The sequence below is a fragment of the Spiroplasma attinicola genome (genome assembly GCF_023509825.1).
Lineage (GTDB): Bacteria > Bacillota_I > Bacilli_A > Mycoplasmatales > VBWQ01 > Spiroplasma_D > Spiroplasma_D attinicola.
In genome coordinates this window covers 61,331-76,724 of the sequence record NZ_JAKQXY010000002.1, presented here as the reverse complement: position 1 = coordinate 76,724, position 15,394 = coordinate 61,331, and the positions used below count along the sequence as shown (strand labels likewise).

The following is a 15,394-nucleotide window of genomic DNA, read 5'->3' as shown; positions in this document are numbered from 1 at the left end:
AACTAATGAAAAAAATTATTAAAATTTTATCACAACTATCTTTAGTTGGAGGTGGCACTTTATCAACTGTTGCTTGTAGTGGCAATTCAATTGGTGGCGGTGGCCTTGAACCAGGTAAACCTAGCAATCCAGACTCAGAAGTAAAAGATCGCGATTATTATCTAAAATTAATTGCCGAAAATGAAGCAAACATTGCAGAGTGTCAAGAATGAATTAGTGATATTAAAAAAGAACCTAGTGATGATGAAGTTACTGATCAGGATAAAAAAGATGCTATTAAGGAAATTAATGCTGAAATTAACCATTATCAAGCAGAAAATGACGAATATCATTATCAAATTTTATTATTAAGAAACAATGGCACAATTGACATTGTTGATAAAGTTGAAGCAATGATTTATTTAGCAGATAAAATTGATAAATTAAACAAAGAATGAAAAGCAAAAAAAGAATTATTTAAAGATTATCCTGAAGAATATTTACAAGATGATTTAGATGAAATTTCTAACAATATTAATAATACTCAAATAATTTTAGATAATCTTTCAAAAATTGAGGAGGAAAATAATGATTAATTCAATTTTAAATCAACCAACAATATTTGCTGATAATGGTACTCCAGACTTTTCTGGAATTATTAATACCGTAACAATATGAGTTAATGCTGCCTTAGGAATTCTAGTTGTTCTAGAAGTAATTTTCGCAACAGTTAAAGCAATTTGAATTTGATGAAGTGTTATTAGAAATTCTGATGAACCTGATAGTAGAGCAATTTATTTAAGTGCCTTGAAATGACCAATGATTGCCATTATTGGTACTTGTGTTGTTATTGCTTTATCTAATGTTATTATTCAAATTGTTAAAGCAGCAGGCTTAGGAATTAATACATAAATAAAGAGTAGTTATCATACTATTTTTTTATTTTAGAAAGGAAATATAAATGATTGAAACTGCAATTTTAAAATTAGTTTGATTTCTTTTTATTAAAGGTCCATTAAACTTAATTGCTGCCTTTAATGCCGTATTACAATATTTAACTGGTGGTATTATTAATGATCTACTTTTTGGTTCTTCAAAAGACTTTCAATGAAATAATATTCCAATGCAATTTTGATGATTTGTAGTTTTTGCCTTCTGTCTTTTTAGTTTAGTATTTACAATTCAGATTATAATTTTAATCTTTAAAGAAGCAGTTGAAACAAAAACAAAATTTATAATTGCATTACAAAATGGTCTTAAAGCTTTTATTTTCATGTTTTTAATTCCAATTTTCTTTTTCTTATCAAATTATATTATTCAAAATATTGCTACGACAATTACTAACAATTTTGGTACTAATAGTAATCTTGCTGATTATTTATGACATATGGGTAATCCAGACTGACATGGTGCAATTGATGATGTTAAACCTGGTTATGGTGCCCCAGATAATATTAAAAACTACAACATGCTTGCTCAAATTTTTGGAACATGATTTATGTTATTTGGAATGTTTATTATTGGACTTGCTTTAGTTCAAAAGATTTTTGAATTATTTTTCTTATTTGTCATTAGTCCAATCGTTATGATTGTGATGGTTATTGACAATGGTAAAGCAGCATTTACTTGAAAAGATATGGTAATAGCAAAATTTTTAGCTGCAACAGCAACTTTGATTGGTTATTATGTCTTCATTTCGGCAATTCAAGCTTTATTAGCTTCAAATTTAAATGGTTTAAGTACCGTACCAATAGCAAAATCACTATTTATTATTCTAGCTTTATGTGGTGGTTCTTTAGCAACAACAGGATTTGCTGATATGATTGGTAATTTTGTTGGTGAGTCGATTGGCATCAAAGAAGGAATGGCATCAATGCAATCAACAATTAAAGGTGGAATGATGGCAATGGGTGCTGCGAAAGTAACTGGACGAGCATTAGGATTTATGAAAAATAAAAGAGCAAAACAATTTCCAAGTTCAAACCTTGGTGATGAAACAAATACTACTACTTCTGATGATAGTAATTCTAATCAAGAAGAAGGAATAAATTTTAGTACTTTTCGTAATGCTAATACTGGACTTGGTTCTAGAACAGGAATTGTTGGATTAACTGGACTTGGTATTGGTGCTATTGGTTTTGCTTTTGGTCATATGAGTGCAGGCGCAAAAAGATCTTGAAAATCTGGTAATCGCGAAGGAATGAAAGGAAAAGTAAAAGGTGTTGGTAGAGTTTTAGGTAAAGGAATTGCTACTCCAGTTGTTGCTTCAGCAAAAGTACTTGGAAGAGGACTAAAAAATACAACACAATTAACAAAAGATGTTGCTAAAAATAGTAAAACAAAAAATATAAATAACCATAAAAATTCTTTAATGAAACAAAGAAAAAAATATTCTAACAAAGCACAAAAATTAGATAATAAAATTGACACAAAAAATTATTCAGAAAAGCAAAGAACAAAAAAAGAAGCAAAAGTAATTAAACATCATAATAAGGCAAAAAAAATCCACGATAAACTTGATACTGACTATAATTAAAATGCTAAAAGTGATATATAATAATTAAGAATTTTAATATTTTATTGAGATGAAATAAATGAGTTGAGAAAGTGATTGAAAAAGTGTTTGTGAAGACATAATGCGTTATGGAATACCAGAAACTATTAATTCTTTCACATCAGAAGAAGATGTTATGAAAGCTTTAAAAAAATTTCCTTATTGTCCTAGGTTTTCTAATAAAAACTGAAACGATTGAGGTAATGAATCATCTCATAAAGAAAACTGAAAACAAGCATAACAATGACTTAAAACTGCATGTAAATAACGAGCAACTGAAAATCAGAAAAATTCATTAGAAGCAAAAATTCAAGAAATTGAAAATGAATAAATAAACAATTTTTAAAAAGAAATCAATTATGGAAATAGATGAAAATCTGTTTCCTTTTTATTTAAAACTATTTTATGAAAGAAGATGATTATAATGACAATGATAAAAAATGAAGATTTAGAAAAAATTAAAACTGATAATAATCAATGATTTCTTAAGTTTGATAAATACTTAATTAGGATTCCAAACCTTAATATTGAAAACTTAAAACAAAATCTTGAAATTAAAGATGATCAAATAATTGATGTTTATTATGCAAATAATATTCATAATGCCAAGTTTTGAAAAAGATGCTTGTGACAAAACTTTTACAAAAAATAAGAAACCAAAAAGGAGTTAATAATGTTACAAGTATTAAGTAGTCTGGCTACTATTGCAATAGTCGGACTTTTTTTCATTTTATTAAAATTAAAAAAAATTCATCGAATAAAAAAAAATAATCTAACCGAACCAATTAAAAATAAGAAATGACGAAAGATTTTAATTTATCTTTTAATCTTTTGTACCATTTTCTTTACTGTTTTAATTTCATTAATTTTAACTTTATATTAATAAAATAAGGAGGTAAAAAATGATTAAAGTTTGAAGAATATTCTTATCAAGTATATTAGTTACTAGTTTTACCGTTGGTGAATCAAAACTTTTTGAGAACATATCTAAAACTACCGTTCAAAATTCACCATTTCACCCAGATATTACATTTTCTAATAGTGGGACTTTAACAAATAATCAAAAAGGTAATTTAGCAAAAAAAGATAAAGATATGTATACTGAAGAAATTGATATTAATTGAACAAACTATGCTAACTCTTGATCACAATTTCAACAATATTACAGAACAATTACTTTATATGCAACCGGTTATGCTAAAGGTAAAACTGCTCCTAAAAATAGTTTTACAAATGTTAATATTTCAACTTTTGATATTAATCAACAAGATAATTGACATGATAGTAAAACATTAAGAGATACTATTAAATACAATTTAATATATTCTAGTCATAATTTTCATTATGGAAGTTATGAAAAAGCAGGAGTATATTATGATGTTGTTCATTCTGGTGATTTAATCAAATTACGATTTTATTTATGAACAAATGGTTATCAATATGGTCTTGGTAGTAGAATGGTAGAAAGTCATGTTGATTTTAATGGTGGAACAATTAGCTCATCATGAAAACTTGATAATATAAAAAATAGTTTAACAACTGCTTTATCAAATCAAATTAATTTAACATCAGATTATTCAGGTTCACTAGAAGATAAAAACAACATTATTGATCCAACTGGAAAAGGAAATAGTGAAACTGTCTTAATTAATAATGTTATTAAAAAAACTTTAGGTGAAGATTATATTTATTGATATCAATATATCCAACCATTTACTTTTAGTGACAAAACTCGTCAAGCAACAATAGTTTTCAAATTTTTTGATCCAATCAATAATAGACAACAAGTATGAATATTTGTAACACCAATTAATATTAAACTTTCTGCTAATTATTGAGGCAAAAGTTTAAAAGATCGATTACGAATTAATCCAGGAAAAATTGTTAATCCGTTAGATTCAACAAAAGGAATGATTGACGATCAAGCAATTCAATTAGAACCAAATAATGTTAATGATACTTATGGTGGCAATTTACAATATCATACAACTGCTCACATTGAATTTGATGGAGCAGAGGATTCAAGTGAATGAATGACAATAAATGATGAACCAGTTGAAGTTTTAAATAATAAATTTATTTATGATATGATTGATAATCGTGCTGATAATACTGAAAAAACTAATATTTATGATATTGTCCTTCATCGTAAAGAAGGTAACACTCCTGAAGAAAAATATGAAATCAAATATACTATTAGTAACCTTGTGCCAACTTTAACTGAAAAATGATATGGTTGAAATCCCGAAAAAAATCCTAATCAAAAAAGCTTAATTACCCAAACTTTACCAAACGGCAAAGCCAATCCCAAATATGATAAAGAAGTTAATCCAAAAACGGGAACTAAAACTCAAATTATTTGAGTCAAGAAAAAATCAGGATATCCCTTTCCTTTAGATCCATTAGATAAAAATGGTGAAGTAATTAATCCATCTGAAAATCCTGGTGACTATGATTTAGGTTTCATTGCTGAAGGATCAGTTGCTGGAATGGGTGTCCAACAATTATTTAATCCTAGTGAAGTTAAAACTGTTGCACGAGAAGGAGTTGATAAATCTTTAAACAATTATTCAAATCCAAATAATCAAGAAAAACTAATAACAATTATTCCTGATACGGATAATAAATATTGAAGTTGAGAAGGAATGTGACATTACATTACACGAACTACAGATCAATTAGCATATGAAAAATATGTTTTAATTGGTGATAACTATCAAGAAAAATATTCACGATTTTTAGATATTTTAAATGATTCAAATATTGCCGTTGATTTTTGAACAACTGTTCATGGACTACACTTAAAAAACTATTTAGCACGAGAAAAACTTTTAGATTCGAAAGAAATATCTGAATTAAATTATGAACAAGTTGCTAGTTATTGAAAAGAATATACTAGCGACATCATAGCTCAAAGAATTGTCCCAAATCCAGATCCAGTAAATTATCTTGATTTAAGTAAAATTGCTCTTTATACAATTAAAATCAATTTAACAACTGTGGAATTAATTAAACAAGAAATCATTAATCAAATTAGAAATCAATTAGCTAGCGTTGATTTAATTTATACAGTAGATTATGAATTTTACCCATTTGATGATGAAAGTATTAATAAATTATTAGATTATGATAGTAGTGGTAATGCAACAATCAATTTAACAATTAATGCTTTAGCAACTTCAACAAAAACAATTGGTAGCAAAACCATCAAAATCATTAACAATATTCATTATGATCCTAATAATGTTGTTGATTTGTCAAAAATTGAATTTACACCAGCAATGCAACCATTTTCATTTCATGATTTTACTGTTGAACAATTAAAACAATGAATTTTAATTTATATTGATAATACTTTTAAAGGTAATAAAAATTATTTAGTTACTTTAGAGTATGAGATTGATTATGGCATAACTCCATTTGATGATGAAACTTTAGCACAATTTATTACAAGTAATGAACGAACTAGTTTAGAATTCACTGTCTATGCTCAAGATAGTTCTTTAAAAGCAATTAATGGAACACAATTTATTTTAATTAATGACCCTGAAGCACCAACAGCTCCAGATGTTCCACCAATAATAAATCCTGAACCAAATCCAAATGAATCAGGTAGAGATAGTTGAATTGCTAAAAAAACAAATTTAATTATCTTATCAGTTATTGTTACATTAGGAGTTGCAGGTCTTGGAACAATTATTTTCGTTAAATATCGTTTGAAAAAAGGTATTGGTGGCAAGAAACTTAAAAATTCTAAAACTAAACAAGAAATTAAACCAGAAAATAAACAATAAAAAAACTTAAGTTATATAATTAATTTAAAATCTACATCTTTCACAGTTATGTGACTGCTCAAATGTAGCTTTGATGTATTGAGGATACAGAAATGAATTTCTATATCCTTTTTCTATATCAATTGCTCAAGATGGTTTTTATACCATCTCTTTTTTAAAAAAAATATTAAATTTTATTATAAATCTTGAAAATTTTAAAAGGAGTTATATAATTAGTTTAAGGTCTACATCTTTCACATTTATGTGACTGCTTAATGTACGTTGATTGTCCGAGATGGTTTTTATACCATCTCTTTTTTATTTAGAAAGGAAATAATTATGAAAAAAGAATATCTAATTAATGACATTTGAATTGTTAATTACTCTGTTCCCTATAAAGACAAAGACAAATTACTTCGTCCTTTTATAATTACTAATATTATCAATAACATCGTATATGGCATTCCTTTAACATCTTTTCGTAATAATCGTTATAAACCAAATTTAGGTGATACTATCATTAAAAATAATTCTTTAACACAATCAATTATTAAACCATATCAAATAACAAATCTTAAAGAAAAGTTTTTTATTCGAAAAGTAGGTACTGTGAGTTCAGAAATTGTTAAAGATATTAACCAAAAGATAAATAATAATACAAGACAATATCTATCTATGAAAAATACCCATTCTATTAGTCAAGAATTTATTATTGAAGACTATGCTGAAAAAATTGAACAACAAAATCAAAAAATTATTGACTTAGAATTACAAAACGAACAAAAAGATCAAAAAATTACTAATTTAGAATTTAAAACTGAAGAATTAGAACTTGAATTAAAACTAACTAAGAACAAATTACTATTACAAGAAGAAGTTTTTGAATTAGAATAATCAATTAAATATTCTTTCAACCTGATTTGCTTAAGTCAGGTTTTTTTATTAAGGAGGTGATTAAAATGGTAGAAACTGAAGAATTAAAACAACATATTGATAACTTAGTTAATGATAAATATGCTGCAGAAAAAGATTTAAGAAAAGCATTTAAACTAATTGAAAAACTAGAAAATAAAATAAAAATCTTAATAGCAGAAAATAAAGAACTAAAACAAAAACTAAATAATTTCTAAACTGATTTATTAAATCAGTTTTTTTATTGATTTTTTTCATGAAAGAAGGTGATTAAAATGGAAAATCGCAAAGAAGAAATTCAGAAATTAGAACTAATATTTAATAAAGTAAAAAATGAAAATACTACACTTAGAGAAGAAAACGAACAATTAGAAAAAATTAAAGAATTAAAACAAAAAAATCTTAATTTAAATGATGACAATAATTTTTTAAAATCAGAAATTAAAACAGCAAAACAAGAAATTCAAAATTTAGATATACAATGATCTAAAAGTCAAAAAGTAACTCAAAATTTAGCAACCGAATATCAAAATGAATTAAAAATTATTTTTTAATTTTAAAAAACTATGAAAAGAGGTAATTAAAATGGAAAATTTAAGAACAGAAAATCAAACATTAGGGCAAAAAATTAATAATCTAAGAAATGAAAACACTTCTTTAAAACAAGAAGCAAAATTATTAAAAGAAAAAAACCAAAAATTAAAAAAAACAATTGCTAAAATTGAAAAAGAGTATGATAGCTTAGAAAGTGAATATGCACAAGACAGAAGAGAAGCAAAGAATCATTATTTAGTAACAAATGAATCGAAACAAGAAGCTCAATGATTCCAAAACAAAATAACTTATTTAGAAGCAGAAAATAAGTATCTAAAAGCAAAAAAGCAATGATTAGCGAAAGAAAATGAATGATTACAAAATAAAATAACTTATTTAGAACAAGAAAATGATTCTTTAAACGATAAAGCTGAAGCATTAAAATTAAATAATATTAATTAAAGAGTAGTGTTTGTCACTACTCTTTTTTTATTTTAAATAAATGGAGGTATAAAATATGAAAAATTTAATTCCCAAATCAATTAATAAAAGCAAACTGATTGTCTGAAGAAGTATGAGTTTAGTTGATATTTTAATTATTCTTGGCTGAGTTTCTTTAACTGGTATGTTTGTTTTTGGTTTACCATTAAATAGTTGACAAAAAATTATTGGTGTCGTTTTACTGGCAATTTTTGCCGTACCATTAATTATGCCAATTCATCCTGGTGTTAAAGGATGAAATGTTCTAATTTACTTATTTCGTCATGCTGCAATGGTTAAAAAATATCAAAAAGCTACTCGTAATGATACTAGCTTACTAGTACCCTATGATAAAACAGTTGGTGATTATTTTATTCAAAGTCACCGCATTAATGGTAAGAAAAATTTAGTTGGTTGCCTAACAGTTAAAGGTTTTGATCTTAGTTTATTAAACCCTGAAGAACAACAATTACGCTTAAGAGAATTTCAAGACGCTTTAAGATTTAATAATTTTGCAATAACATTCTTAAAATTAGAACAACCATTAAATTTTAATAACAATATTACTTACTACAAACAACAATTAAAAAAACTTAATAAAATATATCAAGAAAAAACAATTAGTCAAGATGAATTTATTGCCAGAAAAAAACAAATTAAAGGATTAATTGCTAATTTAGAACAAGATTTAATAATGACAAATGATGGTCCAAAAACTAAAAAAGCATTTTATATTTTTGTTTACGGTAAAAATGAAGCAGAAATACAAGAATTAATGCAAGGGTTAGAAAATAAATTAAATAACTGCAATTTTACTTGTGAACGATTAAATAATTATCAACTTGTTAATATTTTACATTTAATTTGAAATCCTTATGCTTCAGAAATTAATATTCAAGATTTTAATACTCACAAAAACAATCTTAATCAATTATTAAGATTTGAAAAATTTCAATTACATAAAACTTACTTTACTGCAAATAATATTCATTATTCAATTAACGGAATTTACGAATATCCATTATTAATTAGCGATTTATGAGGAGCAACCTTAGCTTGCAATGAACAAACAATGATTTGAAATATTAATCCATTAGATGCTCAACGAACAAAAATTGCTTTAAATAAAGCTTTAAATAATGCTTATACAAAACAATTTATGACTAAATCACACATTAATCGTAGTGAAAATAATTATGAAATTAATGCTTATCAAGAATTAATTGAAGATATTAATGGTGCTAATGAAGTAATTAAAAATGTTAACATTTTATTTTTAAATTATGGTACCAATGTTAAAGTTTTAAAGCAATCGCAAGAACGACTAAAAAAATCATTACAAGAATTAGATATGAAAATTAATCCTTTATCTTATCGACAATTAGAAGCTTTTAATGCTTTCTTGCCAAAAAACTATGATCCATTAATGATAAAAACTGGTAGAGAAATGCCTTGTAGTACGATTGCTGGTGCTTTTCCTTTCATGACTGGTGGTCTAAACGATGATAAAGGCATGTATTTAGGTTATAGTAACATTGGCGATACAATTTTATTTGATCAATTTAAATTAAATGAAAAAAGAAAAAATCATAATCAAATTATCATTGGTACAAGTGGGAGCGGTAAATCATTTACAACGAAAAAAATTATTAGCTTTCACTTAAATATGGGAAGAACTGTTATTGTTATTGACCCAGAACGAGAATACAAAGATTTATGTAATTATTATCACGGACAATGAATTGATACAGGAGATGCTTCAGCAGGAAGAATTAACCCATTACAAGTATTAGATAATAATTTTAAAGAGTCTTCAGACGATAAAGAAAAAATTAATGATGCGATTGAAGCAACAATGGACGAAGAAAATGCCGCACCAATTTCAAATCATTTACGACTATTAACACAATGATTTAAAACTTTATATCCTGATTTCAATGATCGCGAATTTAATATCTTTTTGAAGCATTTAAAAAGTTTATATCAAAAATGAAATATTACTAACAAAGTTGATATTAATAGTTTAAAAGCAAGCGAATTTCCCACAATGTCTGACTTTTATGAACTTTTAGTGCAAGAAAATGAAAGTAATTCGCACCCATTATTACAAGAATTTATTGACATTATTGGTACTGACTTTCTCAATGATGGTAAGTATGAAAAACTATGAAATGGTCATACAACACTAAACTTTAACAAAGCATTTGTTGTTTATGATGTCTTAACATTATTTGATCAAGACGAAGGTAAAGTAACAGCAGCTCAATTGCATTTGGTTCTTGCTGTAATTAAAGCAGAAGTAAAAAACAATCGTTTCAAAAATAAAAACGAAATTGTCATTATTGTTGATGAAGCACACTTAGCAATTGATAAAGACAACCCTGCTGCTTTAAATTTTATGTTTCAAATGGTTAAAAGAATTCGAAAATATCATGGTGCAATTATTATTACAACCCAAAATTTAAATGACTTTATGGGTACAGATGATATCAAAAAGAAAACTACAGCAATGATTAATAATACACAATATTCTTTAATTTTAAATTTAGCACCCCAAGATTTAAAAGACGTTGCTGCTTTATATCGTAGTTACGGTGGTTTAACTGAAACTGAACAAGACTATATTGCTCGAGCTGGTAAAGGGCAAGCATTATTTGTTGTTTCAGGTTATGAACGACATTGTATCAATATTGAAGCTACTAGTAAAGAACAAGAAGCCTTTTAAACAAAATAAAAAAGGATTTATATAAATCCTTAATAAAAATCTAATCAAAATTTTGATTAGATCGTAAACGAGAGGCGAACTCCCTTGCACAATAGTAGAACTACCGTACTCACAAATTAATTATATTACATTCATTATTCTTGTCAATTAAAAATAAAAAAATAATCTATATGTGGCATAGATTCTTAAATAGAACCTAATCAAAATTTGATTAGGCTATACACGGGACTCCATAATCCCTTGCACAATAGATAAACTACTGTACTCACAAATTAATTATATTACATTCATTATTCTTGTCAATTAAAAATATAAATTTTATTAAATTTTCATAGATTGGGGAAAAATATGAAAAAGTGAAATTATAAAGATTTTAAAAAGGGTATGGGAATTATAACTAAAATACCTGGTGACGAACATTATGGCAAACAAAATATAAGACCTGGCATTGTTATTAAATCTCATCCAAAATATATAACTGTTCAATTATTATCATCTCAACAAAGTGATTATGATTATGCTTCATTTTCTATTAACAATAAAACTCAATATGTTAGATCAATATATTTAAAAAATATTACCTTAGCTCAAATAAGAGGTGTCTGAACAGATTATAATAATAAAACTATAAAACTAAATCCTGATAAAAAAATAATGAAAACAATTGAAAAAAATCCATACAAAGCTTCAGCAATTACTATTTCTTTAAACGAATATCTATATAAAGAAAATAATCTTGAAATAATACAATCAGAACTGAAATTAGTAAAACAAGAAAATGAAAAACTAAAACAAGAAAATGAATCATTAAAGCAAGAAGTAAAAAACAAAATTGAAAATTATTCTATAGAATTAGACTTAGAAAAATAAAAAACCTAATCAATAATGATTAGATTATATAACATTTTAAATAAAAGAGCTCCATGAGCTCTTAATACAACCAAATCTAAACCGATTTTGTATATGAGAGGCGAACTCCCTTGCACAATAGATAAACTACTGTACTCACAAATTAATTATACAATATTTATTTTATCTATTAACTAAATTTTAATATTTTTAATTATTTTCGCAGGATTTCCAGCAACTATCACATTTTCTGGAACATCTTTTGTTACAACACTACCTGCTCCAACAATTGAATTAGCATTGATTGTAATTCCAGGCAAAATTGTCACATTTCCTCCAATTCAAACATCATTTTTAATAGTAATTGCTTTTGATATCGTTGATTTTCTATTTTTTGGTTCAATTGGGTGATTTGTTGTAAAAATATTACAATTTGGTCCAATTAAAACATTATCACCAATCGTAATTGTGCCTCGATCTAAAAATGAGCAATTAAAATTAATAAAAACATTACTTCCAATAATTATATTTCTACCAAAGTCAATATGAATTGGTGTTAGAAACATAAAATTATCTGGAATTTTCTTACCAATGACTTTAGTAAAAAGTTGATTTTTTTTCTTTTCTGACAAATTTTTACAATTTATTTTTTTTAATAATTTTTGAGTATTCAAAATTATCTTTAAGATTTTTTTAATATCTGGATCACTATTAGAAATTACTTGACCATTTTTATCTCTTTCAAAAATATCACTCATTTTTACTCCTTATTATTATCAGATAACATAATTAAATAAAAATGACCTTAACGGTCATTTTTATTATCCATCTTCACTTACTATGTAAGTAAGACGAATTGTATCTCCCCTTAATACATTTTAATTTTAACAAAAATAAGTCATTAAAACAATGACTTATTTTTTTATTTTTAAAGAAAGGAGGCAAACTTATGGGTGAAAAATTATGAGTAAAACGAAAACATATTTATCGCTTACATCGTGATAAAGAAAAAGATCATGAATTAGGTCGTCCAGCACTTTTACTAAATGGCAGAATAACAAAATCACTTATTTGAGCAGGAACAACTAAATTTGATGAACGTAATACAGAAGTACCTTTAACACTTGATATAAATGATACTCCCGTATATTTTTATGGTAACGCCATAGAAACAGTAGCAACAAAAGATTTAAAAACAGAATGAATTGACAATAAAACAAAAAAACCTTATGTTATATCGCCTGATCAACAAGAAGCAGTATTAAAAAAAATCATTGACATGAGTCATTTAAAAAATCCTTTTCTTAAAATTAAACAATTAGAAACATCAAATGAAGCAATAAAAATCAAACTTAGCAAAGCAAAATATATCAATTATAAATTATTACAAGAAAACGAAATATTAAAAACTGAAAACGAAAAATTAAGCTTGGAAAATAAAACACTAAACCATGAAAAGGAATTATTAAAAAATAACAATAAAATTAAAGAAATTTTAGAATATGAGCAAGAATAATTTAAATAACAAATAAGAATGACCCGAATGGGTCATTTTTACTATTTTGTAACTTCTAATAGTAAGGAGAATAAATTTATGGATAAAAAATTAATATTTAGAAAAAAATATATTTATAGTTTACATAGAGATAACGAAAAAGATCATAAATTAGGTCGGCCTGCAATTTTGTTAAACTATAGGAAAAAAGAATCACTTATCTGAATTGGTTCAACTAAAATTGATAAATATAATAATGAAAAACCATTAACACTTAAGATTAATAATATTAAAACATATTTTTATGCAAATGATATTAATTTAGTTTCAACAAAAGATCTAAAAAATTATTGAAAAAATAAAGAAACAGGCAAACCTTATTGTTTATCTACTGAACAAGAAGAAAAAGTTCTTAATAAGATTATCTCATTTACTCAATTAAGAAGTTCTTATATTGAATCATTAAAAGAAAATCTCAAGCAAGAAAAAAAGAAAAATAATGAATTAAAAGAAAAGTTAAAATTAGCAAATAAAAAAATAAAAGAATTAAATTTTGATAAAAATATTTTAAAAAATGAAATAAAAATAATTAACAATAAAAATCAAGAATTAAATTATCAATAAGAATAACATTTTTATCTAAACAAAAAGAGCCTTACGGCTCAAAATAATTATAAATATAAGCCAGGGTTTCACACCCCAGCAGCAACTACATATGCATTTAACATATGTGACATATGCTTATAATACACATCATATGTCGGACAATTCCATAACCAATGTACATTAATGGCTATAAAAAACCAATTATATTCTCAACATTGTGTATTAACTGAAAATATAAGACTTACATCATGGCTATGTGAGATTCATATCTTTTAGGGTAATAATATTCGTGTTACTAATACACCTTGAACAAAAGATATTATCTCAAGAATACTATACTCTCTTCGTAACAGCATCTTATCCACTAAATGAACAAATAAATTATAGCAAAGGTAATTTATTAAAACAATCAATTTAAGGGTCATTTTTAATTATATATCTAAAGAAAAGAGGTAAATAATTATGAATGAAAAAGAAAATCAAGGTTCACAAACTATTGAATATAAAAAAATGCATATATATAAACTTTTAAGAAGCGAAGAAAAAGATAAAGGAGGAAGACCAACAGTTTTTCTTCATCATTTAGGAGAAGAATCAACAATATGATCAGGAACTACAGTTAAAAGAAAAATCAAAGAAAAACCAATAATAATGAAAATTAATACTACAATTACTTACTTTTATAATAGTGGTATTGAAAAATTAAAAACAAAAGATTTAATAGAAAATTGAACAAAAACAATTGATGGAACACAAGCAATTGCAGTACCTTTAGAAATACAAAAAGAATTTCTAGATAAATTTTCAGAGTTTACTTATTTAGAAAAACCTTCTAAAACAATAAAAAAATTAGAAAATGAAAAAAAGAATTTAATTAATACAATAAATCAAGAAAAAATAAACAAAAGAAATAACAAAAAAGCAAATAATGAAACAATAAAAACTCTAAAGAAAGAACTACAAACAGAAAAAAAGGAAAATTTAAAGACAAAAAATAAATTTGAAAACTTAACTAAGGAAGTAAATAATAAAAAAACAAAAAATGAAAATTTAAGAAAGGAAAATCAAATTTTAAAAAATAAAGAAAAAAATCTAGAAAATAAAAATCAAAATCTAAAAATAAAAAACGAAGAACTTATAATCGAAAAAAATACAAAAAATCAAACAATCAAAAATCTAGCAGAAAAAAATAAAAGTAAATCAAAAAAACTTGCAGAATTAACAAAAGCAATTGAGAAAAAGAATAATAATACCGAAAAACTACGTCAAGAAAACGAAATTGCAGAAAACAAAATCAAAAATCAAACAACAGAAATTGAAAGTTTAAAATTAAAAATTCTAGCTCTACAAAATAATCAAAAAATCTTAAAATCTGAAAATGAATTATTCAAATCACAACTCCAAAATCAAAAATCATCAGACTATGAAAGAGAATAATTTAAAAATGTTTTAATTAATTTATAAAACCAGTAAAACCTGAAACTATT

The 15,394-nt window shown here is 25.1% G+C and carries 17 protein-coding genes; 16 read left to right on the top strand and 1 reads right to left on the bottom strand.

Translation table 4 applies throughout. The features are described from left to right. Window positions 1-5: 5 nt before the first annotated feature. The 13 genes from LT335_RS03425 to LT335_RS03365 all read left to right on the top strand — a co-directional run bounded on the left by LT335_RS03425 (window position 6) and on the right by LT335_RS03365 (window position 11,827). Window positions 6-575, top strand: coding sequence for a hypothetical protein (locus LT335_RS03425; protein ID WP_249728697.1), 570 nt, complete (start codon window positions 6-8; stop codon window positions 573-575). Continuing rightward, window positions 568-891 carry an Mbov_0395 family pilin-like conjugal transfer protein gene (locus LT335_RS03420; RefSeq protein ID WP_249728696.1) on the top strand — a complete coding sequence of 108 codons (324 nt, stop codon included), beginning with the start codon at window positions 568-570 and terminating at the stop codon, window positions 889-891. Before LT335_RS03425 ends, LT335_RS03420 begins: the two co-directional genes overlap by 8 nt. Window positions 892-940: 49 nt before the next feature. Then, window positions 941-2,515 (top strand): Mbov_0396 family ICE element transmembrane protein, encoded by a 1,575-nt coding sequence (locus tag LT335_RS03415; protein ID WP_249728695.1) that lies wholly within the window; start codon window positions 941-943, stop codon window positions 2,513-2,515. Window positions 2,516-2,573: 58 nt separating this feature from the next. Then, window positions 2,574-2,774, top strand: coding sequence for a hypothetical protein (locus LT335_RS03410; protein WP_249728694.1), 201 nt, complete (start codon window positions 2,574-2,576; stop codon window positions 2,772-2,774). A 183-nt stretch (window positions 2,775-2,957) separates the two neighbouring features. Next, window positions 2,958-3,185: a hypothetical protein gene (locus LT335_RS03405; RefSeq protein WP_249728693.1), complete on the top strand. Its 228-nt coding sequence runs from the start codon at window positions 2,958-2,960 to the stop codon at window positions 3,183-3,185. Window positions 3,186-3,206: 21 nt separating this feature from the next. Beyond that, window positions 3,207-3,416 carry a hypothetical protein gene (locus LT335_RS03400; protein ID WP_249728692.1) on the top strand — a complete coding sequence of 70 codons (210 nt, stop codon included), beginning with the start codon at window positions 3,207-3,209 and terminating at the stop codon, window positions 3,414-3,416. A gap of 19 nt (window positions 3,417-3,435) precedes the next feature. Beyond that, window positions 3,436-6,327: an Mbov_0399 family ICE element protein gene (locus tag LT335_RS03395; protein ID WP_249728691.1), complete on the top strand. Its 2,892-nt coding sequence runs from the start codon at window positions 3,436-3,438 to the stop codon at window positions 6,325-6,327. Between the two features lie 318 nt (window positions 6,328-6,645). Next, a complete protein-coding gene (locus tag LT335_RS03390; protein ID WP_249728690.1) occupies window positions 6,646-7,200 on the top strand; it encodes a type II toxin-antitoxin system PemK/MazF family toxin in 555 nt (184 codons plus the stop codon). Between the two features lie 65 nt (window positions 7,201-7,265). Continuing rightward, a complete protein-coding gene (locus LT335_RS03385; RefSeq protein WP_249728689.1) occupies window positions 7,266-7,436 on the top strand; it encodes a hypothetical protein in 171 nt (56 codons plus the stop codon). A 57-nt stretch (window positions 7,437-7,493) separates the two neighbouring features. Further along, entirely contained in the window at window positions 7,494-7,772 is a 279-nt protein-coding gene (locus LT335_RS03380; RefSeq protein ID WP_249728688.1) for a hypothetical protein, read from the top strand. 31 nt (window positions 7,773-7,803) lie between these two features. Beyond that, window positions 7,804-8,214 (top strand): SH3 domain-containing protein, encoded by a 411-nt coding sequence (locus LT335_RS03375; protein ID WP_249728687.1) that lies wholly within the window; start codon window positions 7,804-7,806, stop codon window positions 8,212-8,214. Window positions 8,215-8,269: 55 nt separating this feature from the next. Beyond that, a complete protein-coding gene (locus tag LT335_RS04615; protein ID WP_249728686.1) occupies window positions 8,270-10,957 on the top strand; it encodes an Mbov_0397 family ICE element conjugal transfer ATPase in 2,688 nt (895 codons plus the stop codon). A 348-nt stretch (window positions 10,958-11,305) separates the two neighbouring features. Continuing rightward, on the top strand, window positions 11,306-11,827 hold the full coding sequence (locus LT335_RS03365) for a hypothetical protein (protein WP_249728685.1): 522 nt from the start codon (window positions 11,306-11,308) through the stop codon (window positions 11,825-11,827). A gap of 173 nt (window positions 11,828-12,000) precedes the next feature. Here LT335_RS03365 and LT335_RS04610 read toward each other — a convergent pair whose 3' ends face one another. Continuing rightward, on the bottom strand, window positions 12,001-12,564 hold the full coding sequence (locus tag LT335_RS04610) for a sugar O-acetyltransferase (protein WP_249728683.1): 564 nt from the start codon (window positions 12,562-12,564) through the stop codon (window positions 12,001-12,003). 191 nt (window positions 12,565-12,755) lie between these two features. Here LT335_RS04610 and LT335_RS03355 point away from each other — a divergent pair, with 191 nt between their 5' ends. The 3 genes from LT335_RS03355 to LT335_RS03345 all read left to right on the top strand — a co-directional run bounded on the left by LT335_RS03355 (window position 12,756) and on the right by LT335_RS03345 (window position 15,344). Continuing rightward, window positions 12,756-13,322 (top strand): hypothetical protein, encoded by a 567-nt coding sequence (locus tag LT335_RS03355; protein WP_249728682.1) that lies wholly within the window; start codon window positions 12,756-12,758, stop codon window positions 13,320-13,322. Window positions 13,323-13,400: 78 nt separating this feature from the next. Further along, window positions 13,401-13,925 (top strand): hypothetical protein, encoded by a 525-nt coding sequence (locus LT335_RS03350; RefSeq protein ID WP_249728680.1) that lies wholly within the window; start codon window positions 13,401-13,403, stop codon window positions 13,923-13,925. Window positions 13,926-14,369: 444 nt separating this feature from the next. Continuing rightward, on the top strand, window positions 14,370-15,344 hold the full coding sequence (locus tag LT335_RS03345; RefSeq protein ID WP_249728679.1) for a coiled-coil domain-containing protein: 975 nt from the start codon (window positions 14,370-14,372) through the stop codon (window positions 15,342-15,344). Window positions 15,345-15,394 lie beyond the last annotated feature (50 nt).